Raw genomic sequence first — 19694 nt, 5'->3', positions numbered from 1 at the left:
ACCCAAGTAACCCAAATGTTCATGGTGTTACTTGGGTATTCATTTGCTATTTTCTTGTAACGCTTCAAACGTCTCACGCCACTCTCGTAGTTTTTCGTGATAGTGCTTAAGTTGTTTATCTGTCATACCTTGAATCACCTGAGCAAACATTGCATAAGTTAATGCTCGATTTTTTTGTAATTTGCGGTTCAAAGCCTCGGGATAAAACTGTTCTGGGTGGAGTAATGTACTCGTGAATTTCTGCTGAAACGCCTTGGAATCATTGCGCTGTAGATACAATACCTGCAATTCGGATTTATTGATCAGTTGCTGTTGATACCAGTCTTGCCTCATTAATGGGCGAGATAAGCTCCATTGTTTAACCAATTCCATTTGTTCCGGTGTTAAATCCCCTATCCAGTCTTCGACTCTTTCTGTCATTCTTTTTTGGGACTTTTTGCGGCTATCCGCCTCTGAAAGGTCTTTATCATCCTCGTAATCTTCTTGATATTTTTCTTGAAGAGAGGTGAACAACTCATCGGCTTGGTCTTGATCTAACGTGAGAAAGAGTTGGTATAAGTGTGGCATCGATTGAGTGGCGATCTGTGTTGAAAAGTCCTTGATGGTTTGATACTACTGTTGCACTTTTTCAGCATTGGCCTCGGATGGCTTAAGGGTAAGTAAGTGATCAATATTGTCGATATATTGAGGTAATTGATGTTCACGATGCCACTGTTTTACATCATTAACCGACTGCTTTAACTGGCTCTCTTGATCATCATTTAAAGTCACGTATCGATCAACATATTGTGCCACCATCCAATCTAAACGGTCATAAAAAAACTGTGTTGAAGAACAAGCACTCAAGCTCATTAAAACCACGACTAATATCCATCGTCTAAACATGATTTCCCTTATATACCCAAGTGACTTCAAAGTGCTAAGATTGGCTGATACTAATAGAAATATCATCACTCTAAAAAGGATACTCCATGAACGTCGAAAATGCATTTCCAATTGGTATTCCGGGGCAAAAGTGGGGCGCAACAGAAAAGCGTCAATGGCTTGAGCAAACCACGGTTAAACGCTCTTACTTTGAAGAAGTGGTGCCAAAAATTGAAGCATTGAAAGCCAATTTTGATGTTTTCCAATATGGGCAATTGCATTACGACAACAACCCTGTGGGTGAAGACCGTTACCCATTATTCGCATTAAAAACTCGTTCATGGAGTGCCGATAAACCGACCGTTTTAGTCACCGGTGGCGTGCATGGTTATGAAACCAGTGGTGTTCATGGCGCATTGCTGTTTGCTCAAAGTGAAGCAGCGCACTACCAAGATGCATTCAATATCGTCATCGCGCCTTGTGTTAGCCCTTGGGGATATGAAACCATCAACCGTTGGAACCCGGAAGCGCTTGATCCTAACCGCAACTTTATTGCCAATAGTCCCGCCCAAGAATCGGCAGCTGTCATGCAAATGGTTGCAGATTTAGGCATGTCTATTCTGGCGCATATTGATCTACACGAAACCACCGATACTGATGAGCTTGAGTTTCGCCCAGCACTGGCCGCTCGTGATGGCATCGAGTATGTAAAAGGCTCAATTCCAGATGGTTTTTACACCGTTGGCGATACCGAGAAAGAAGATGATGAATTGCAAAAAGCGATCATTGATTCGGTGCGTCAAGTCACCCACATTGCGCCTGCCGATGAAAACAATCAAATTATTGGTTCTGATGTGACTCAAGAAGGCGTGATTAATTATCCACTGGTTCAATTAGGCTTGTGTGCAGGCTTTACAGATTGCACGTATTGCACCACCACAGAAGTGTATCCAGACAGCCCTAAAGTGACCGATGATGAGTGTAACCGCGCTCAAGTGGCGGCGATTACAGGCGCATTGGATTTCATTCAACGTCTATAATTAACCTAAGTGAAGGTCGCTAACAAGAGCCGATGTTTATACTGAATATCGGCTCATCAATATTCCTAATTCACACCTAATCGAGAACTCGCATGGCTGATATTCATATTGAAGAAAAGTTAGATCGCATCGACTACACCACGGTGGCGTTGTACCGCTTTAGCTTTTTAGTTTCAGCCTTCGCCGTTGCATGTTTAGGCTTTGGCTTACTTCAATTTGGTATTCCACTTTTAATCACTAGCGCGCTGATTGCCAGTGCCTGCGTTCACCTTTATGACAAAACCATACGCTGGTTTATTCAAGGCTGCGCGATCTTCGCGGTGTGCTTATTCATGGCAAACCTCTTTCCTGAAATTGCCATCGGAGCAAGTTTGGTGTCTTGGTGTGGATTGTCGATTAAAGAATATTATTGCTTCCGTATTCGATTAATTCGTATCACCCCTTTTGTCTTAGTCCTTTTCTGGGTATGTTTCGCACTGCCTATCTGGATACCTTTGCTCTACTTAAGTTCAGGATTGTCAGCACTTTTGCTTTTTACCATTGGCATTGCCAAGTTCCGCCAACCCTTTCACTTTGATATTGGTGATAAAAGTAAGTTTCAAGTGTGATGCTTAAAAGATAGCCCCCATCAATTAATATTCAAAAAAACATTGACCTTACCCTAGTGGCAACCTTTATACTTGAGCAACTTTTATCGTCTTACTTCATAAACTTAGATTGAGTATGCACAAACCATTTCAACAAATATTCATTTCGCTAGTAACCATTCTGACACTGATGTGGTCAGGGGTCGGTTACACGCAAAATATCGTGAATGGTCTCGGTGCAAATGCTCAATCAGGTTGTCAAAACATGCAGAGCCCACCGCTCAAAAAAGTAGAAAAGTCGAGTTCAAAGCCAGAACAGGCCTCTAGCTTGGATGCGAACGCTATAGATTGTCACAATACACAATCGATAAAAGGCAACCATTGCCCATCTTGCAGTACCAGTGTTATCGCAGTATCTTCGCTTGATGCGCTTTCACTTGAATTAAATAAGCCAATTTTGAACCCTACGTCAGAGCCAAGCTCTCACTCCATTACATCGCCACCACTTTCAAGACCTCCCATTCAATCTTTTTCATTTTAAATCAAATTATTAAATCATTTTGTGGTTGAAAGAAAACCGCGTGAAAACAAGCACCACAAACGTTAATTGAAACGTTTACTGGTCATCAATTTAGATTATTTAGGAAAAAGCCATGAAAGTACTTTCATTATTCGCTCTATTGAGCGCTGTTATTTCTGTTTCTGCATTTGCAAATGAAGCAGACTCATTTAAAAACTTAACGGCTCCCCAAGCCTTAGAAAAAGCACACAGCTATCATGGTAAAGGCACGGCTTCTATTCAGGTTTTACCGAATGAACTGGTTGCAAAGTTTGATGATGGCAGCCAAATCAAAATACCTACCAACGATCAACATTTGTTGTCTATTGCGCCGTACGAGTATCAAACCCACGGTTGCACTTACCATGTTCCAACAGGTTGCCAAGGTGAAATGGTTGAAAAAACCATGCAGGTTAAGATTGTTGATTTAGAAACCAATCAAGTCTTGAAATATGGCCAAGTCACTACTCAAAAAGATGGGTTTATTGATCTTTGGATGCCAAAAGATCGCCAAAGGTTACAAGTCACCTTTACTTATAATGATAAAACCAGCACCCAAGTGTTGAGTACCGTCGACAATGCTCCAACTTGTATCACAACCATGAAGTTAAGCTAATCACTTGATCAAAAAAGGTTCATGGTGTCCGTTGAAAGACATAAACCATGAACCTTTTTACAACGCTAATTTAATATAGCACCTGAATCAGGCTTTTCACGGTAAGAAAAGAACTACTTTTTTCAACAAACTACCCCAAACAAGCTATACATTCTTATCTAAGAATAAACCTGTTAAAATAAGCAGAAAAATGAAGAGATCTCATCAAGTAGCCTCTCTTTAATATTAACAATAAACATCAAATTATTGAGATGACATGCTAAGTATCATTATTTGGATTTTTTGCGAAATAAGCCTCTAGCTCTTTCATTGAATCATCAAAACTCATAACTGGGCGATACCCCAATTCACGTTCTGCTTTCGCTATTGAAAATTCATTCGGCCCACCCACTAATCGAAATGATTGGCGAGTCATTAATGGGCGCTCTTTACGCTTAGTCACATGCCCAAGCCATTCTAATGTAGGGGCTAATATTTTAGCCAACCATAATGGTACACTCTTCGGTGCTGGTACATTTGCCGCTTTAGCCAAGCGTGGCATGTATTCTTTCCACGTAATACCAAACCCATCAGCAGCATTATAGATTTCTGCGCCAGTGCTTTTAGAACGTGCAGCTGCAATCAGCATCGCCACCAAGTTGTGTACATTGACTAACCCCGCGTCCCAGTCACCATTGCCTACCATGCATGGTTTTTCTTCACGCATCATACCCAATAAGGTGTTTACCCAAGGGCCACTTTCGACTCCGAATACATTACCAGGGCGAATGATCGAAGCTTTCAGCCCACGAGCAACTGCTTCTTTTGTGACACGCTCTTGTTCTTGCTTGCAGAACTCATAAGGTGAACTTGGAATACCAACCGCATCAGTTTCATCCAATTTACCTTTTGCTAATACGCTGGCATAAGCACACACACTGGTTGTGACCACAAAGTGTGCATCCCATGCTAAAGCAAGTTCTATCGCTTGCTCAGTACCCTTCACAGTAATATCAATGTGCTCTTGTCTTGCACCCCAATCACCCACTACTGCAGCAAGATGAAAAATGGCATCAACCGCACCAATTTCTGGTTCTAATTCAACCAAACGACGAACATCACCCGTTACGGTTTTGACATTATCGCCCCAACCTTCCGGAATTGGTTCACCTTTCATCATTAATGCCGTTACTTGAACATTTTCTTTCAACAGTTGGCGCACTAAGTGTCGTCCAATAAAGCCACCTGCCCCAGTAACAAAGGCTGATTTAAGTTCACTCATGATATTCGTCCTTTCTTAATGTCTTGTGATGCTATCGAGCACCACTTTATTTGTTAACAGATTGTAGACGGTCACTGATTACAAACTTGATTTTTTACGAACTTTTTTTGACTTTTTACGAAAGTGGCGTCATCTTTATTAAAATATGTGAAGGAAGCATGACAATGTACTTGGTCAGAAGTGGCGCAATTGAAGGCTACGAAAAATTGGTTCGCCAGTTTGATTTAAAACCCAACCAACTCTTAAATCAGGTAGGGTTAACTTCAGCGCAACTAAAACAACCCAATACTTACATTTCCTATTTGAAATTAGCCAACCTACTCGATTACACGGCTGAAGCATGTCAGCACCCAACCTTTTCGCTGCAACTAGGTATTGAGCAGGGCGTTATGGCGGTAGGTGAATGGGTGCTCTCCATACCTCAGCAGCCAACAGTATTAGATGCCATTTTATTTGCTGATCAACATGTTCATATCCATGCTCATGGGGCGCATGTCAGCTTGCAAGCCAAATCCTCACGCCTGAGTCAAAAAGCCGAAGTACACTTCACCCATGATTTCACCAACTCCGATCATATCTGGCAACTTAAGCAGCTCAGTGTGATGCAAGGCTTCAATGTTTTAAAGTTTTTGACAGGTAAAGACAACACTGATATTCAAATACACTTCAAGCATTCACTCCCTAATAAAATTCAGGCTTTAAACCACCAGCAATTTGGATTATTAAAACAGAATATTATTTTCGGCAGCCATTTCGATGGTTTAGCGTTTCCGATCCAATGGTTAAATGACAAGCCAAGTAACGATCAAAGCTTAATCCAAGAGTATTTCCAACATCGTATTCGGTTGCTCGAAGCTTTATACCCAAATAACTTACAAGAGCAGACTCGCCACATCATTAGCCATCTACTTGCCAGTGGAGAGTGCAGTATTCATGCGGTCAGTGCCGCTTTAAACTTTCACCCAAGAACCTTTCAAAAACGTTTAAAAGCAGAAGGGATCCGTTTCTCTGAACTATTGCAAACAGTGAGGCTAGAAATCGCAGAGCAGCATTTAAAAGACAGTAATATTAGCATCACCGATCTGGCGTTAAATTTGGGTTATGCAGAAGTCGCGATTTTTAGTCGAAACTTTAAAAAATGGACAGGATGTACACCGCTCCAATGGCGGAAGTTACAAAATTAACAACGTTCTCAACAAATCGATTCAAACTCAATAAGGATGCAACATGATTTATGCAATGGCAGCAATGATATTACTGGTTTTTCTTGTTGCTTGTTTTACCTTTAAAGTGCGTGTGGCAAGCATAAAAAGTAAACAAGTGAATTTGCGTTACTTTCAACTAATGCAAGGCGAAAACTTGCCTGAAATAGTGATGAAAACCAATCGACACCTCACGAATTTATTTGAAGTTCCTGTGTTATTTTATGTGGTAGCAACACTGTATGTCAGTTTGCACATTGATAGCCAAATCGGTATCACATTGGCGTGGTTGTTTGTGGCACTTCGTTATTTACACACCTTCATTCATTTAAGCAGCAACCACCTTATGTACCGCATGCTTTCTTTCTGGGCATCATTTCTTTGTGTAATAGGTTTGTGGATCAATCTTTTGATTCAGATGCCCTAAATTAACCGACTTAACGTGCTTTGAATGTTCACTTACTCTTCAAAGCACTTAAAAGCTCACCCCTTCCAAATTCAACAAGGTTTGTTTCATCGGTATACCATGAGCAAATCCGGTTAAGCTGCCGTTTGCACCAACCACTCGATGACATGGAATGATCACCGGAATCGGGTTTTTGCCGATGGCTGCGCCGACTGCGCGAACCGCTTTTGGGTTATGTATTTGGTTCGCTATGTCCATATAACGACACGTCGAACCTGTCTGGATTTGATTTAAGGCATGCCACACACTTTGCTGAAAGGGTGTCCCGATTGGCGCGAGCGGTGTGGAAAGGTCAAAATCTTGCCGGCTTCCAGAAAAGTACTCTATCAATTGCTGTTTAACATCAGAAAAACGAGCATTGTCTTCAATCCAATCTTGCTCAATGATAAAGCCGTCTTTTTTCCCTTCTCCGGTTTCTAAATGAAGAATATGCAGCCCTTCATCACTGCCAACTAAAGTCACATCACAAGCTTGTGTTGCGAAAGTATTAAAATACCAAGGTTGATTATTTTGCTTTTTCATTTGGCTAATGTCCTAATCCATTCCATAAACACAATGTAGCGTAAGCTCGGTAAGGTTGCCATGCTTTGGCTTGCTCTAACACCACTTTGCGTGATGGATAAACACCATCGACCGCTAACGCTTTTAATACCCCTAAATCTTTATCTGGGAAGCTATCTTGAATGCCCAGCCCTCGCATAGCCAGATAGTTCGCCGTCCAAGGCCCCACACCTGTTAACGATGTCCATTCGGTTAAGTAATCTTCAAATATCTGGTCTTTTTCCAAGCTAACTTCTTTTACCTCTAACGCTTGAATGACGGTTCTCAATGTTGCCATTCTCGATTGAGTGAGCCCCAACCCTTCAAACGATGCTTCAAGCAAGTCTTCAAACTGAGGAAAAAAGCAATCGATCCCATCGGGAAAATCATGGGGGACAGGTAAGTTCGCGGCATAAGCCACTCTTGATGCTAATGTCGTGGCAGCTTTGACCGACACTTGCTGTCCAAGCACCGCGCGAATACAAAATTCGAAGGGATCAAACGCCTTCGGCATTCTTGGCACTCGGCCATTCTCAAACCCACGTTGTAAAATAAGATCGGCTTTCAAAACCTCTTCTACCTGCGATAGATCCGTTTGCAGATCGAACATAAATATCACTCGCTGCAATACATAAGCAGCAGCCGAGGCTTGATTCGAGACTGTCGTCAAGGTTAGTTGGTTGGTATGCGGTAAATAAGCCACTTTAAAGTACCCTAAATAAACCGTTGCTGAATCTTTAGGGTCAAAAAATCGAAAGCTTCTTGAATAAATATTATCCGCTACCACTTCCACACCTTTGATCATGCGCGGAGCAATGAAAGCCAACATAAAGGCATAATCAAAACCTTTAGGGCAATCGAGAGTGTCAGTGCGAGTGTGAGCACAATCCATGTCTGAATGTTCCATGTGACAAACCATAACGACACCTGATTAAAAATGAATGAACAGAAATAGGCTATCTTACTCTTTTCCACTGACAAACACCGAGTTACCGATCAAGCCGAATGAAAATAAAAAGATCCCCTCCACAGTAAGGAATCACGTACAATGACGGCAACTTTCATCACAATAGAATTCTCATGGCACTAAAACCAACCATCTATAAATTTCGTATCGCACTCACCGATATGAATCAAGATTATTACGACTCATTAAATCTCACCATTGCCCAGCATCCTTCCGAAAGTGACGATCGTATGATGGCGCGAGTGCTGGCTTTCTGTCTTAATGCGCAACCTGATCTACAATTTACCAAAGGGCTTTCTAGCATTGAAGAGCCTGACATTTGGCTAAAGTCGTTAGATGATCAAATCCAACTTTGGATTGAGGCTGGTGAACCGGATCCAGAGCGCATCAAAAAAGCGACTCGTTTAGCAAAGCAAGTCAAAGTGTATACCTTCAACACTAAGTCAGATGTTTGGTGGAAACAAAATCAAGCTAAATTTGTCCAATTAAAAGCAGAAGTGGTTCGTTTTGATAATGCTGGCATTCAAGATTTCAGTAAAATGATAGCTCGTACGTTAGATATTGGTGTCATGCTTTCAGGTAACAGTGCTTATATTTCAGCCGATGACAGTCAATGTGAAGTTAGCTGGGAAATCCTACAAGAATAGAGGAATAAACTGATACCGTTTTAGCGATTTATTGCGATAGGGTTGTTCATTCACCAGTTGTGTACTGTGAATATAGTGTTTATCCCTATTTGTTTGTTATGATGAATTTACTCATTTGGATATAACACTGTTCAAATTCACACTGAATGTAAGGAAGACGGATGCTTCGCTTAATCACACTTTTATCAGCTCTTTTTTTTGCAGTTTCTGCAAGTGCTGAGCCAAAAACGTTATCTGATCAAGATGTCGCTCGTTACTTTGTATGTAGCTACTTACATACCGAAGACAGTTATAAAATTGGATCATATCTCATTCAAAATTATGAGATCCAATGGTACACCTACTCAGATACGTTCAAGGCATTGGTCAGTGATAAATTATCTGAAATTGCTCGCGAGCAAAACGTTTCAAAATTTAAAGCCGAAGACGAGTTATCAAACAAATACCAATGCAACAGTGCTTATATCGAGCTCATTGGTTTAAAGAACATCAAAATTTAAACAATTCACACTCAAAGGAGATACCCATGGCAAACGCTAAAACTGAAGGACTTGCTCTTTATCATTTCGAAACATGCCCATATTGCCAAAAAGTACGACGTACTATGTCTGAGCTTGGTTTGGACATTGAACTACGTGAAACGCGCCAAAATCCAGCGTTTCGTGAAGAGCAACTAGCTGGCGGTGGTAAAGGTCAAGTTCCTTGTCTTCGTATCGAGAAAAATGGCACTGTGACTTGGATGTATGAATCTGATGCCATCATTGATTATTTAAAAGCATTATAAGTCTTGCTTAAAATATTCCCTAAAGGCTGATTGTTCAGCCTTTTTTGTTTTTCTGAGCCCATCAAATAATACCAATACTTAATACGCCTAACATTCTTCACTATCTGCACTACACCTACTAGCAACATTCCTTTATCATTCACATTCGTTCAACTCATTTACGTTTTCGTACATTAATACAAGGATTAACATGGCTATCATACGCTGGGTCTTAGGCCGTATCATTTTGCTTCTAAATTTCATTTTTTCACCATCAGGCACGAAGCGTTCTCTTGAAGAACAACAAAAACTCGATGAGCAAACACAAGGTTTCACTTTATACCAATTTGAAGCTTGCCCTTTTTGCGTCAAAGTTCGCCGTGCTATCAAGCGTAACAGCCTCAAGATTGAATTAAGAGATGCCAAAAATAATCCTGAACATCGTCAGCAATTATTAGAAGGTGGTGGCGCGATTAAAGTCCCTTGCTTACGCATTGAAAAGCAAGGGGAAGTCACTTGGATGTATGAATCAAACGATATCATTCAATATTTAGAACAAGATATTGTTGGTGCGTAATTCTGTAAATCAACATTGTGATCAACGTATCACTCGGTCATATTTCTTTCCCGCTTCACTAAAATATTCAATAGATACCCAAAATAATTGAAGTGGTAGTGAAGCGGCAAGTAAAGGCTGCCCATGAGCATAGTTTTCTTATGTGATTGGAATAAATGAGCGTCCTCATTCAAGTAGGAAATGTATAACGGTAAGGCAATGAACCAACCCAAATAAACTGCTTCATATTATTTTTTCTTGCTTTGCCTCTAATTCAACGTCTTTCTTGTCATCAATAGGAAACCATTCCGTTTCACTAAAACCACCACAGTGAGTCACTTTTGCTAAATTAAAACTCGGCACTTCCATTAAATACAGTGCATCACCATACTGCTTTAATCCCGCACGGCAAAACTGCTTAATCGCTTTACTCATCGGTGTGTTAGCACTCTGGTCTACATCATTCATGCTAGCAAAACTGAGCACCAACACGGGCACATCCTCAAACCAATCCACTATACAAGAAAACCCCATTGGCGGTATGGCTTGGTCACTCTGGCAAGATAACGCAAACTGAGCAAACGGCGATAATTGCTCGCTATCAACACTTTCCCATGCGCTCCAATTATTCTCATGGCAAGAGTAATGACGCTGGATCTGGGTATCATAAATAACCACGGTCACTTCACCATTCTGTTGATATTGATTGGCAACATAGCAATAAGGCACGATCAAGCTTTGAGAAAAGACCGTTATGTAATGGTGAGAACTATCAAAGTGTCCAAAATATAAAACCAATTCAGAGTGTTTCTCTCGATAACTCAGTTGACAATTCACTGGTAATGAAGTCTCACCATCAATCAATTGGCAGTGCCGCTCAATCATTTGCATTGCAGCAAGTTCAGGGGAACGTGGAATGGTGTTTTTTTGATAGGTAGATATCGGTTGGGTCGTCGCAAGATCACTGTCAGAGGAAGAGATCACCATATCTGATGCAGATTGTGAAGTATGCTGAGAAGACGCCTGGCTGCAACCTGCAATAGGCAACAGCCAGAGAAACCACAATAAATACCAGCTTTTCATGAGGAAAAACGAGGAAGTCTGCTTCATAACGGCCTCCCACCCAGATGAAGAGCAATACTTAAAGCATAGCCCTTGTTTCGATGTTTGCCGTTTTAAAGCTTGAAAAGGTAGCCTTTTATTATGCGAATCGTATCAATGCTTCAGCTTTTGCTTCACTGAGCTTAGTGTCGTAAAGAGGCCAACTAATAAAGTACCGGCGACTAAACCTAGTACACCCGTTAACAGATAAGGTACCACCGTTCCTAATATAGGTTGTCCTTCGAGCGGTGACAGCAAGCCTTGGGTAAAATGATGCACGGCAGGAATGGTATGCTCAATAATGCCACCACCAACTAAAAACATGGCAACTGTACCCACAATGGTTAATAACTTCATCAATCTAGGCGCCGTCGCAACCAAGCCGTCACCCATCACATTCAGTATGCCTTTTCCTTCACTTTTACGTTGTAAGTAAAAGCCTAAATCATCCAACTTAACAATTCCGGCAACCAATCCATAAACACCACAAGTCATAATGAAGGCGATTAAACTCACCACCACAATTTGCGTTACCTGCGGGTGCCCCTGAACAATACCAAGCGCAATAACGATGATTTCAAGTGACAAAATAAAGTCGGTACGAATGGCACCTTTCACTTTCTTCTGCTCGTATTCCAAGAGATCTTCTGGTGTTTTCTCTTTCGTGTCGGCATCTAATTGCGCGTCATTTTGCTCATGACCGTTATGAGGTAAATACTTTTCCAGTACTTTTTCGGCACCTTCATAGCACAAGTACAATCCACCAATCAGCAATACAGGCATAATAAGCCAAGGCGCGAGCGCACTCACAAGCAAAGCAGAAGGGACAAGAATAAGTTTATTTCTAAATGAACCTTTAGCCACAGACCAAACAACGGGAATTTCACGCTCGGCACGAACACCACTTACTTGTTGAGCGTTTAACGCTAAATCATCCCCTAATACCCCTGCCGTTTTCTTTGCTGCCACTTTAGACATCAATGCCACATCATCTAAAACAGATGCAATATCATCTAATAATGTTAATAAACTCAAACCTGCCATGTTTTGCCTTACCAAAATAAAAAACTATGTTTACTTTAGCATTGAATATGATCGTTGGACTAGCAAGATGGCACTTATCGCAGAAAGTGTTAAAAATCCATTATTAATCAGAATATTATTTGGAGAAAAGTAACAAGTTAAAACAAAGTATTTTCAAAAAATACACACCTAAGCAACACAATATATCGATAAAATCATAAATTAAAGATAATAATCACAATATAAACATAAGGTTTCGATATATACCTATTCATAATGTAAAGTGCGCCTCGGTTATTTATAAGGATAAAAAGCTCCTTAGCCCAATAAACTAACATGAGGCTCAAATGAAGCATAATACACCAAGACTACCCAGCTTAACGCAGGTCATGATATCTTTAGGTCTGTTTTTATTATTAGCATTTTCTTTTACTGCAAAGCTGGATTTACCAATACAACTGGCTTTGTACATTGGTTGGTTCATCATCATTGGCCTTGGTATCTACCTAGGTCACCAATACAAAGATCTCGAAAAAGCAGCTTTAAATGGCATTTCAAATGGATTAGGTGCCGTTTTAATTCTACTTGCGGTTGGCGCTTTAGTCGGAACGTGGATCTCTGGCGGTATTGTGCCAACCATTATCTATTATGGCCTTAAAGCAATTCACCCTTCTATTTTCCTACTTGCGACCATGATTATTTGTTCTCTTACGGCGCTAGCAACTGGCACTTCTTGGGGTGCTGCTGGTACCGCTGGTATCGCCATGATGGGTATTGGCCATGGTCTAGGCGTTCCACCACCTGTAACAGCTGGTGCCGTTCTTTCTGGCTGTTACTTTGGCGATAAAATGTCACCATTATCAGATTCCGTTATCTTGGCTTCTTCCATGTCTAATGTTGAAGTCATGGAACACATCAAAGGCATGCTTCCAATTGCGCTTATTAGTTACATTATTACAGGCATTATGTTTACTGCATTTGGACTCCATTACGCCGGACAAGTCGATATGTCGCAAGTACAAGGTGTGATTAGCTCCATGGAAGTGCAATTCAATATTACGCCATTATCCTTTGTACCTGTGATCATTGTATTAGGTCTACTGGCAATGCGTATGCCTTCTTTTCCTGTGATCAGTTTTGGCTCTTTATTGGGTATTATTTGGGCGGTTACCATTCAAGACATCGATTTTTTGCAAGCTTTTAATACAGCGTGGGCGCCATACAGCATCCACTCTGGTGTAGAATTTATTGATTCAATACTCAATCGTGGCGGTATGTCATCCATGCTTGGCTCGGTAGCTGTGATCGTGTTTGGCTTGGGTTTTGGTGGCCTTTTAGATAAAGTTGGTTTATTGGAAACCGTTGCTAAATTATTCGAAAAACGTATTCAAAGTTCAGGTTCTCTCGCAACCAGCACCATTGCAACCGCCTTTATGGGTAACGTGTTTGGCTCTGCAATGTATGTTTCTTTGATACTAACGCCTAAAATCTGCGCAAAAAACTACGACCGTTTAGGCTACAAACGTAAGAATTTATCGCGAAATGCAGAATTTGGTGGAACTCTCACTTCAGGTATGGTGCCGTGGAGTGATAATGGCATTTATATGGCCAGTATTTTAGGTGTAGCGACGTTATCTTACGCTCCGTTCATGTGGTTAAGTTTTGTGTGTATTATCGTCACGATAGTCACATCTTATATGGGTTGGTTTGTGGATAAATGCGAACCTATCCAACACAACACACAAGAAGAACAGCAGGCTGAGTTAACACAACAATCCGCTTAAGTTTTTTTTTCATAAAGCTCAAAATGCCGCTGTATACACAGCGGCATTTCTGTAAATAATAAACGTCTACTTAATCTAATGAGCTAATCGCAATACTTCTTCTGCCGTCAAATAACGCCACTGCCCAACGTCGACATCCAAATAAACCTCACCAATAGCTTCACGATGCAGTGATACCACTTTATTACCAATGGCTGAGAACATTCTTTTTACTTGATGAAACTTGCCTTCCGTAATAATGAGCAACACTTCATGAGCCGTAATCACGTCTAGGGTTGCTGGTGCCGTTAATTCCGACTCTCCTTGCAATTGAATGCCTTGTAAAAACTTATCAACCACATCATCAGAAATCGGGCGAGACAAGCCCACTCGGTATACTTTGGCGCATAGCTTAGTTGGGGTAGTAATGTTATAAGACCAATGTCCGTCATCGGTAATCAACACCATGCCAGTCGTATCTGCATCTAAACGCCCGGCAATATGTAACTCAGAGACATGATCAACATCAAGATGCTTGAAGAGTGACGGATAAACCTCGTCCACATTCGAACAAATGGTACCCGTAGGTTTATGCATAAGGATATAGCGAAATGGTCGCGCTTGAAGCAAGGTGCCGTTCCACAACACCGTGTTGTTTGCATGCACTTGGGACGATTCATCATTAACAACATCGCTATTAACCTGAAACTCACCTTGCTGTATCTTCGAAATGGCTTCGCTTCGGGTTAACGATGTGCTTTTACAAACAAATTTATCAAGGCGCATAAGGAGAGCCTACATTAAGGAAAGATTATTCATGGAGAATAAAGAAAACGAACAATAATCAAAAGAAGTAATCTTCCTTCTCTTTACACCAACACCTGACGAGTATTCTTGATGTAATGATGGATTTGTTTCTCGACTTTTGGCTCAATCATCTCATTTGGCTTACAACCATTTGGGCAAGGCATATTTGGCGTGGTGCCAAACAATCGGCAAATTAACGGCCTTTCATCATAAACCGTACACCCTTTAGGGCCTAAGTGTACGCAATCGAAATTTTCTAATGCGGCATCATGCGCGGCATCGGATTTCACCGGCAAGCGTGACATTTCTTCAGAAGAAGTCGTAACCGGCCCACAACAATCGTGGCAACCGGGCTTACATTCAAAGGTTGGGATACGTTCGCGTAAATACGCAATGACTTCTCGATTATCGTTCATACAAACCTAAACTTTGTTTAATTGGCACGGATTATACGCTGATTAAAAAATAAAAAGGGCAGAAGTTAATATCTGTACCTTAGAAACTGTCATCGTCACTATAAACCGTCACCATCAATTCCCCATCCATCCCTTCAGAAACCAAAAAATTGATAGGTTTACAGCAAACTTGGCAATCTTCGATATATTGCTGATCGCAATCGCTGGGGTCGATAAGCACGTCAAGTCGCTCACCACAATATGGACAGCCAATGGATTTTTCTGATAGTTGATTCATTCAAACACTCTCTTTACTTAAACTGCATACGAACAGTATAGCGATTAAGAGTGTTCTATTTTTAGCTGGTATTCATAAAAACAAAAAAGCCCGAACTTTTCAGCTCGAGCTTTGGCGTTAGATTTTGATTTAAGCTAATACAATTAAATCAAACCAAAAGTAAAGTGCATGCCGTAGAACACGCCACGACCGAAGATTTCAGCAGCGATTAAGGCAAATAACGCAAGGATGCTATAAAAGCGTACTTTATTGTTGGTTTGATGCGCAGAGACTGCCCACAATACTGCAGCAATCAGCATTAACACACACTGTGTCATGATCATTGCTGAGTATTCATCTAACGCTGTAATGCCTTGGTGAATCGACGTGACTACACCAGAGAAATCCAACACGCGAGCGATCATCACAATAAAGTGAATCGCAATCAGCAAGATACCTGTAACCGCAATCATTTTGTTCGCTTTGATTGAACTGCCGTTGAACGCATTCAATAGCACATAGCCGAACAATAAACCGGCGGTGATCACAGTGAACGTAAACTCAATTGGTGTAAAGATCGTATCCCAAAGTGGCACAGTATTGATTAAGTAAACCTTCACCATTGCTGCCATGAAGATCACACCTGAAATTGCGCCAAGGTAGCGTAATGCGGTGCGTAAACCTTTACCAATCCATTCTTTACCTAAAGAAGTCAGTACTTCACTAAGCCAATAAAAACCGGCAAACGCAAAGAACACCGAACCGGTTAAGATTTCATTGGATAGGCCCGATGCACCAACACGGTTTAACGAATTAAATGCACGTAATGGACTGCCTAAGTGCATGGTCGATGCGCCAAAGCCAATCGCCATGAAACCTAGAACAAAGAATAAACTTTTAATCGCCAGATCGTTCAGTGCCAATTCATCTTTCACGCACGCCAAACGGGTGGTGATCAACAAATAAGCCCCTACCGCACACTGTGCGAGAACCGTGAAGATAACTAATGGAAATTCTAAAAAGTGCATTAGATTACCTCCTTCGGATTTTGTAAGAAGCCTGATGTATCACCCAATGGGCGAGCATTCGGGTTCAATTTCACAATTAAGTTCGGGCTAGTTAAACGAGAGTCTGGTAATGGTGCACAATCGGCATTGGTGCCGTATTTAGCACGTAGCTCATTGATGTCACCAAATTCAATCGCACGTAATGGGCATGAATCCACGCACACTGGCATTAAGCCTTCCGCAACGCGCTCATGGCAACCATCACATTTCGTCATGTGACCTTTTTCTTCGCTGTATTGAGGTGCGCCGTATGGGCATGCCATGTGGCAATATTTACAGCCAATACACACTTCTTCGTTTACAACCACCAAACCATCTTCTTCACGCTTATGCATCGCGCCAGACGGACAAACCTTAGTACACGCAGGGTTTGAACAATGGTTACACGCAATCGACAAGTAGTATGAGTACACGTCTTGACGGTATACGCCATTATTCTCAGACCAGTTACCCCCTACGTATTCGTAAATACGACGGAAGTTACGCTTAATGTCTAAGTCTTTATTATCTTTGCACGACAGTTGGCATGTTTTACATCCTGTACATTTACTCGAATCAATGTAGAAGCCGTATTGTTTTTTCACTTTTACTTGCTGGGTACTCATGCCTTAACTCCCATGCTTTTCAGTAGCGTAATTTCAACTAAGTTTGTGTGTGATGGATTCGCTTTCGCCAAAGGCGTGGGACGTGCGGTAGTCAATACGTTGATTGAACCGTTCATGTCGGTACCTTCACGGTTGGGTGCATACCATGCCCCTTCACCTAACGCTGTGGTTTGAGGAATAATCCGAGGCGTCACTTTTGCACAAACTTGCAGTTTACCAAACTCACTTTCCACCAAGACTAAATCGCCATTTTTGATGCCACGAGGCCCTGCATCCATTGGATTGATCCAGATTTCTTGTGGGGCAGCCGCTTTTAGTAACTCAACATTACCGTAAGTCGAATGCGCACGAGCTTTGTAATGGAAGCCGGTCATTTGCAATGGGAATTGCTTACGCTTTGGCGAATCCCAACCATCAAACGTTGGGTGATATTCTGGGATTGGCGTGATGTGTTCGTCTTTATCTAACTCCCACGTTGCCGCGATGTTGGCTAACTGTTCAGAATAGATTTCAATCTTACCTGATGGTGACGGTAATGGATTGGCAATCGGATCTTTACGGAAATCTTCTAACTCCACATAAGGACGATCAAACTGTTTCTTGTAGATACCTTTTTTACGCATAGTGTCGTAATCCGGTAAATCTGGATCGTTGTTTTGCTTAACCGTTTGAGCGTACATCCACTGTAGCCATTCTTCTTGAGTGCGACCTTCTGTAAATTCTTTTTCTACGCCTAAACGCTTAGCCAAATCAGACATCATGTCGTAAATAGGACGACATTCAAAACGCGGTTTGATCGCTTGGCTAGCAAAAATAAAGTAAGGCATTGAGCCTGCAGCACCATCCATACAGAAATCTGACTGTTCAGACGTTGTACAGTCTGGTAGGACGATATCGGCGTATTTAGCAGAAGAGGTCATGTGATTATCGATCACCACAATCATTTCACAGGCTTGTTCATCTTGCAGAATTTTATGGGTGCGGTTGATGTCAGAATGTTGGTTAATAATACAGTTGCCTGCATAGTTCCAAATAAACTTAATTGGATTTTGTAAGCGCTCAACCCCACGAATACCATCGGTTTTATCGGTCATTTCATGGGCGCGGTAAATGGCATCCGTCCATAAGAACATAGGTATAGACGCTTTAATTGGGTTTGCTACTTTAGGGAAACGTTGGAATGGGTAACTATGATCGCCTTCACGCAAGCCAGTACCACCGCCTTGTAAGCCCACTTGGCCACGAAGTAGAGACAACATACCAATCGCTTTACACGCCTGCTCACCACTGGCGGAACGTTGTAACCCCCAACCTTGTGTAATGTAGATACGGTTAGCATTACCAATTTCACGGCCTAGCTTGATAATATCTTCTGCTGGAATGCCGGTAATAGGTGCCGCCCATTCTGGCGTTTTAGGCGTTTTATCATCACCACTTCCTAGAATGTAATCTTTGTAGCTGCCGTTTTTCGGTGCAGATGCGGGAAGCGTTGTCGCATCATAACCCACGCAGTAAGTGTTTAAGAATGCTTCATCTGCTTTACCTTCTGTGATGATCACATGAGCAAGGGCCGCACATAACGCAGCATCGGTTCCATGACGTAATGGAACCCATTGATCTTCACGGCCACCAGCGGTATCGGTATAACGAGGATCAATAATGATCGTGCGAGTACGGTTCTTTTGTTGGCCTTCTACATAGTTATGGGTTTGGCCACCACCAGACATGCGAGTCTCGGCAGGGTTGTTGCCAAAGAAGATCGCCAAATCCGCATTTTGAATATCGTCCATGCTGTTGTTGGCAACCCAACCACCATAAAAGAAATCGGTCATGCATTCGATGGCAGCTGCAGAATAGTCACCATAGTGATTTAAATAACCACCTTTAAGATTCATTAATCGTGCAATCAATGTCGAGCTTGGATCCCAGCTTTTGGTCACTGTTCCGCCAAGCGTACCCGTGCCATAGTTAAGATAAACCGCATCATTACCATAGTTTTTAATGGTGTCATTCAAGCTTGCTGCAATGGTATCTAAGGCTTCATCCCAGCTAATACGTTTGAATTTACCTTCACCACGTTTACCAACACGTTTAAGAGGATATTTGAGTCGATCAGGGTTATAAACACGACGACGCATTGAACGGCCACGAAGACACGCACGAACTTGGTGGTGATCATTAAATTCATCTAAGCCCGTATTGTCAGTTTCTATCCATGTGATTTCACCATCCACCACATGCATGCGCAATGGACAACGACTACCACAGTTGACGGTACAGGCCGACCAAACGATCTTTTCATCAAGTTTCGCTGGCGTTTCTTTGGCAAGCGCTTTTTTACTAAATGGTAGTGTTAAGCCGCTAGTGACGGTAGCTAACGCACCTAATGCCGCACTGCCTTTTACAAAGCCACGGCGTGTTACCGCAAATGCGTCGTTATTGTTTGTCTGTTTAGAATTAACTGACACGACATATCCTCATTATATTGCTTTTAATTATGGGGAGGATTATGTGCCTACCTCGTTAGAGGTACTTTGTTTTAAATCAAAGTCGAGTGAATCAATTCACCGTATATTACGTGCTAGTTA

General features: G+C 41.7%; 22 protein-coding genes and 1 pseudogene. 11 read left to right on the top strand and 12 right to left on the bottom strand.

Annotated elements, in window-relative coordinates; translation table 11 throughout:
* Window positions 1–39: 39 nt before the first annotated feature.
* Window positions 40–798: pseudogene (locus A1QC_RS07615) on the bottom strand (DUF6279 family lipoprotein).
* Window positions 799–971: 173 nt separating this feature from the next.
* Here A1QC_RS07615 and A1QC_RS07605 point away from each other — a divergent pair.
* From A1QC_RS07605 to A1QC_RS07590, 4 genes are all read left to right on the top strand, one after another.
* Complete coding sequence (locus tag A1QC_RS07605; RefSeq protein WP_017025111.1) at window positions 972–1904, top strand: M14 family metallopeptidase; 933 nt, start codon at window positions 972–974, stop codon at window positions 1902–1904.
* A gap of 92 nt (window positions 1905–1996) precedes the next feature.
* Entirely contained in the window at window positions 1997–2512 is a 516-nt protein-coding gene (locus tag A1QC_RS07600; protein ID WP_017025110.1) for a DUF2301 domain-containing membrane protein, read from the top strand.
* A 115-nt stretch (window positions 2513–2627) separates the two neighbouring features.
* On the top strand, window positions 2628–3032 hold the full coding sequence (locus A1QC_RS07595; RefSeq protein WP_017025109.1) for a hypothetical protein: 405 nt from the start codon (window positions 2628–2630) through the stop codon (window positions 3030–3032).
* A gap of 112 nt (window positions 3033–3144) precedes the next feature.
* The gene (locus A1QC_RS07590) at window positions 3145–3666 is read left to right on the top strand and encodes a CueP family metal-binding protein (RefSeq protein WP_017025108.1); all 522 of its coding nucleotides are present in this window, start codon (window positions 3145–3147) and stop codon (window positions 3664–3666) included.
* Between the two features lie 259 nt (window positions 3667–3925).
* Here the strand turns inward: A1QC_RS07590 and A1QC_RS07585 are convergent, their stop codons facing one another.
* Window positions 3926–4927: an NAD-dependent epimerase/dehydratase family protein gene (locus A1QC_RS07585; protein ID WP_017025107.1), complete on the bottom strand. Its 1002-nt coding sequence runs from the start codon at window positions 4925–4927 to the stop codon at window positions 3926–3928.
* 164 nt (window positions 4928–5091) lie between these two features.
* Here A1QC_RS07585 and A1QC_RS07580 point away from each other — a divergent pair, with 164 nt between their 5' ends.
* Window positions 5092–6111 carry a helix-turn-helix transcriptional regulator gene (locus A1QC_RS07580; protein WP_017025106.1) on the top strand — a complete coding sequence of 340 codons (1020 nt, stop codon included), beginning with the start codon at window positions 5092–5094 and terminating at the stop codon, window positions 6109–6111.
* Window positions 6112–6154: 43 nt separating this feature from the next.
* Entirely contained in the window at window positions 6155–6556 is a 402-nt protein-coding gene (locus tag A1QC_RS07575) for an MAPEG family protein (RefSeq protein ID WP_017025105.1), read from the top strand.
* 48 nt (window positions 6557–6604) lie between these two features.
* Here the strand turns inward: A1QC_RS07575 and A1QC_RS07570 are convergent, their stop codons facing one another.
* Window positions 6605–7117, bottom strand: coding sequence for a methylated-DNA--[protein]-cysteine S-methyltransferase (locus A1QC_RS07570; RefSeq protein WP_017025104.1), 513 nt, complete (start codon window positions 7115–7117; stop codon window positions 6605–6607).
* 4 nt (window positions 7118–7121) lie between these two features.
* Window positions 7122–8042, bottom strand: coding sequence for a DNA-3-methyladenine glycosylase 2 (locus A1QC_RS07565; RefSeq protein ID WP_158006023.1), 921 nt, complete (start codon window positions 8040–8042; stop codon window positions 7122–7124).
* A gap of 173 nt (window positions 8043–8215) precedes the next feature.
* On the opposite strand from A1QC_RS07565, the gene A1QC_RS07560 reads away from it, so the two are divergent.
* The 4 genes from A1QC_RS07560 (at window position 8216) to A1QC_RS07545 (ending at window position 10089) form a co-directional block, all read left to right on the top strand.
* The gene (locus A1QC_RS07560) at window positions 8216–8749 is read left to right on the top strand and encodes a YaeQ family protein (RefSeq protein ID WP_017025102.1); all 534 of its coding nucleotides are present in this window, start codon (window positions 8216–8218) and stop codon (window positions 8747–8749) included.
* Between the two features lie 161 nt (window positions 8750–8910).
* On the top strand, window positions 8911–9249 hold the full coding sequence (locus A1QC_RS07555) for a hypothetical protein (RefSeq protein ID WP_017025101.1): 339 nt from the start codon (window positions 8911–8913) through the stop codon (window positions 9247–9249).
* Window positions 9250–9275: 26 nt separating this feature from the next.
* Window positions 9276–9533 carry a glutathione S-transferase N-terminal domain-containing protein gene (locus tag A1QC_RS07550; RefSeq protein WP_017025100.1) on the top strand — a complete coding sequence of 86 codons (258 nt, stop codon included), beginning with the start codon at window positions 9276–9278 and terminating at the stop codon, window positions 9531–9533.
* A gap of 190 nt (window positions 9534–9723) precedes the next feature.
* Window positions 9724–10089 (top strand): glutaredoxin family protein, encoded by a 366-nt coding sequence (locus tag A1QC_RS07545; protein ID WP_017025098.1) that lies wholly within the window; start codon window positions 9724–9726, stop codon window positions 10087–10089.
* Window positions 10090–10311: 222 nt separating this feature from the next.
* Here the strand turns inward: A1QC_RS07545 and A1QC_RS07540 are convergent, their stop codons facing one another.
* Window positions 10312–11178, bottom strand: coding sequence for a hypothetical protein (locus A1QC_RS07540; protein ID WP_141705983.1), 867 nt, complete (start codon window positions 11176–11178; stop codon window positions 10312–10314).
* A 105-nt stretch (window positions 11179–11283) separates the two neighbouring features.
* Window positions 11284–12213: a DUF808 domain-containing protein gene (locus A1QC_RS07535; RefSeq protein ID WP_017025096.1), complete on the bottom strand. Its 930-nt coding sequence runs from the start codon at window positions 12211–12213 to the stop codon at window positions 11284–11286.
* 326 nt (window positions 12214–12539) lie between these two features.
* Here A1QC_RS07535 and nhaC point away from each other — a divergent pair, with 326 nt between their 5' ends.
* Window positions 12540–13976, top strand: a complete 1437-nt coding sequence (gene nhaC, locus A1QC_RS07530; protein ID WP_017025095.1) for a Na+/H+ antiporter NhaC — start codon at window positions 12540–12542, stop codon at window positions 13974–13976.
* 75 nt (window positions 13977–14051) lie between these two features.
* Here the strand turns inward: nhaC and A1QC_RS07525 are convergent, their stop codons facing one another.
* The 6 genes from A1QC_RS07525 to A1QC_RS07500 form a co-directional block, all read right to left on the bottom strand.
* A complete protein-coding gene (locus A1QC_RS07525; RefSeq protein ID WP_017025094.1) occupies window positions 14052–14741 on the bottom strand; it encodes a pseudouridine synthase in 690 nt (229 codons plus the stop codon).
* Between the two features lie 83 nt (window positions 14742–14824).
* Window positions 14825–15178 carry a YkgJ family cysteine cluster protein gene (locus A1QC_RS07520; RefSeq protein ID WP_017025093.1) on the bottom strand — a complete coding sequence of 118 codons (354 nt, stop codon included), beginning with the start codon at window positions 15176–15178 and terminating at the stop codon, window positions 14825–14827.
* Window positions 15179–15257: 79 nt separating this feature from the next.
* Window positions 15258–15455, bottom strand: a complete 198-nt coding sequence (locus A1QC_RS07515; protein ID WP_017025092.1) for a CPXCG motif-containing cysteine-rich protein — start codon at window positions 15453–15455, stop codon at window positions 15258–15260.
* Window positions 15456–15598: 143 nt separating this feature from the next.
* Window positions 15599–16462: a dimethyl sulfoxide reductase anchor subunit family protein gene (locus A1QC_RS07510; RefSeq protein ID WP_017025091.1), complete on the bottom strand. Its 864-nt coding sequence runs from the start codon at window positions 16460–16462 to the stop codon at window positions 15599–15601.
* The gene (locus tag A1QC_RS07505) at window positions 16462–17106 is read right to left on the bottom strand and encodes a DMSO/selenate family reductase complex B subunit (RefSeq protein ID WP_017025090.1); all 645 of its coding nucleotides are present in this window, start codon (window positions 17104–17106) and stop codon (window positions 16462–16464) included. The genes A1QC_RS07510 and A1QC_RS07505 overlap by 1 nt, the downstream gene beginning before the upstream one ends.
* A complete protein-coding gene (locus tag A1QC_RS07500) occupies window positions 17103–19574 on the bottom strand; it encodes a DmsA/YnfE/YnfF family dimethyl sulfoxide reductase (protein ID WP_017025089.1) in 2472 nt (823 codons plus the stop codon). Before A1QC_RS07500 ends, A1QC_RS07505 begins: the two co-directional genes overlap by 4 nt.
* Between the last annotated feature and the right edge of the window lie 120 nt (window positions 19575–19694).

The sequence above is a fragment of the Vibrio rumoiensis 1S-45 genome, from assembly GCF_000286955.2.
Lineage (GTDB): Bacteria > Pseudomonadota > Gammaproteobacteria > Enterobacterales > Vibrionaceae > Vibrio > Vibrio rumoiensis_A.
The sequence above is the reverse complement of the archived record's forward strand: the minus strand, read 5'-3'. Positions and strand labels throughout refer to the sequence as shown.

Coding starts and splice junctions, on each gene's coding strand:
- A1QC_RS07605 (WP_017025111.1), top strand. CDS start 972: ATGAACGTCGAAAATGCATTTCCAATTGGTATTCCGGGGCAAAAGTGG.
- A1QC_RS07600 (WP_017025110.1), top strand. CDS start 1,997: ATGGCTGATATTCATATTGAAGAAAAGTTAGATCGCATCGACTACACC.
- A1QC_RS07595 (WP_017025109.1), top strand. CDS start 2,628: ATGCACAAACCATTTCAACAAATATTCATTTCGCTAGTAACCATTCTG.
- A1QC_RS07590 (WP_017025108.1), top strand. CDS start 3,145: ATGAAAGTACTTTCATTATTCGCTCTATTGAGCGCTGTTATTTCTGTT.
- A1QC_RS07585 (WP_017025107.1), bottom strand. CDS start 4,927: ATGAGTGAACTTAAATCAGCCTTTGTTACTGGGGCAGGTGGCTTTATT.
- A1QC_RS07580 (WP_017025106.1), top strand. CDS start 5,092: ATGTACTTGGTCAGAAGTGGCGCAATTGAAGGCTACGAAAAATTGGTT.
- A1QC_RS07575 (WP_017025105.1), top strand. CDS start 6,155: ATGATTTATGCAATGGCAGCAATGATATTACTGGTTTTTCTTGTTGCT.
- A1QC_RS07570 (WP_017025104.1), bottom strand. CDS start 7,117: ATGAAAAAGCAAAATAATCAACCTTGGTATTTTAATACTTTCGCAACA.
- A1QC_RS07565 (WP_158006023.1), bottom strand. CDS start 8,042: ATGGAACATTCAGACATGGATTGTGCTCACACTCGCACTGACACTCTC.
- A1QC_RS07560 (WP_017025102.1), top strand. CDS start 8,216: ATGGCACTAAAACCAACCATCTATAAATTTCGTATCGCACTCACCGAT.
- A1QC_RS07555 (WP_017025101.1), top strand. CDS start 8,911: ATGCTTCGCTTAATCACACTTTTATCAGCTCTTTTTTTTGCAGTTTCT.
- A1QC_RS07550 (WP_017025100.1), top strand. CDS start 9,276: ATGGCAAACGCTAAAACTGAAGGACTTGCTCTTTATCATTTCGAAACA.
- A1QC_RS07545 (WP_017025098.1), top strand. CDS start 9,724: ATGGCTATCATACGCTGGGTCTTAGGCCGTATCATTTTGCTTCTAAAT.
- A1QC_RS07540 (WP_141705983.1), bottom strand. CDS start 11,178: ATGAAGCAGACTTCCTCGTTTTTCCTCATGAAAAGCTGGTATTTATTG.
- A1QC_RS07535 (WP_017025096.1), bottom strand. CDS start 12,213: ATGGCAGGTTTGAGTTTATTAACATTATTAGATGATATTGCATCTGTT.
- nhaC (WP_017025095.1), top strand. CDS start 12,540: ATGAAGCATAATACACCAAGACTACCCAGCTTAACGCAGGTCATGATA.
- A1QC_RS07525 (WP_017025094.1), bottom strand. CDS start 14,741: ATGCGCCTTGATAAATTTGTTTGTAAAAGCACATCGTTAACCCGAAGC.
- A1QC_RS07520 (WP_017025093.1), bottom strand. CDS start 15,178: ATGAACGATAATCGAGAAGTCATTGCGTATTTACGCGAACGTATCCCA.
- A1QC_RS07515 (WP_017025092.1), bottom strand. CDS start 15,455: ATGAATCAACTATCAGAAAAATCCATTGGCTGTCCATATTGTGGTGAG.
- A1QC_RS07510 (WP_017025091.1), bottom strand. CDS start 16,462: ATGCACTTTTTAGAATTTCCATTAGTTATCTTCACGGTTCTCGCACAG.
- A1QC_RS07505 (WP_017025090.1), bottom strand. CDS start 17,106: ATGAGTACCCAGCAAGTAAAAGTGAAAAAACAATACGGCTTCTACATT.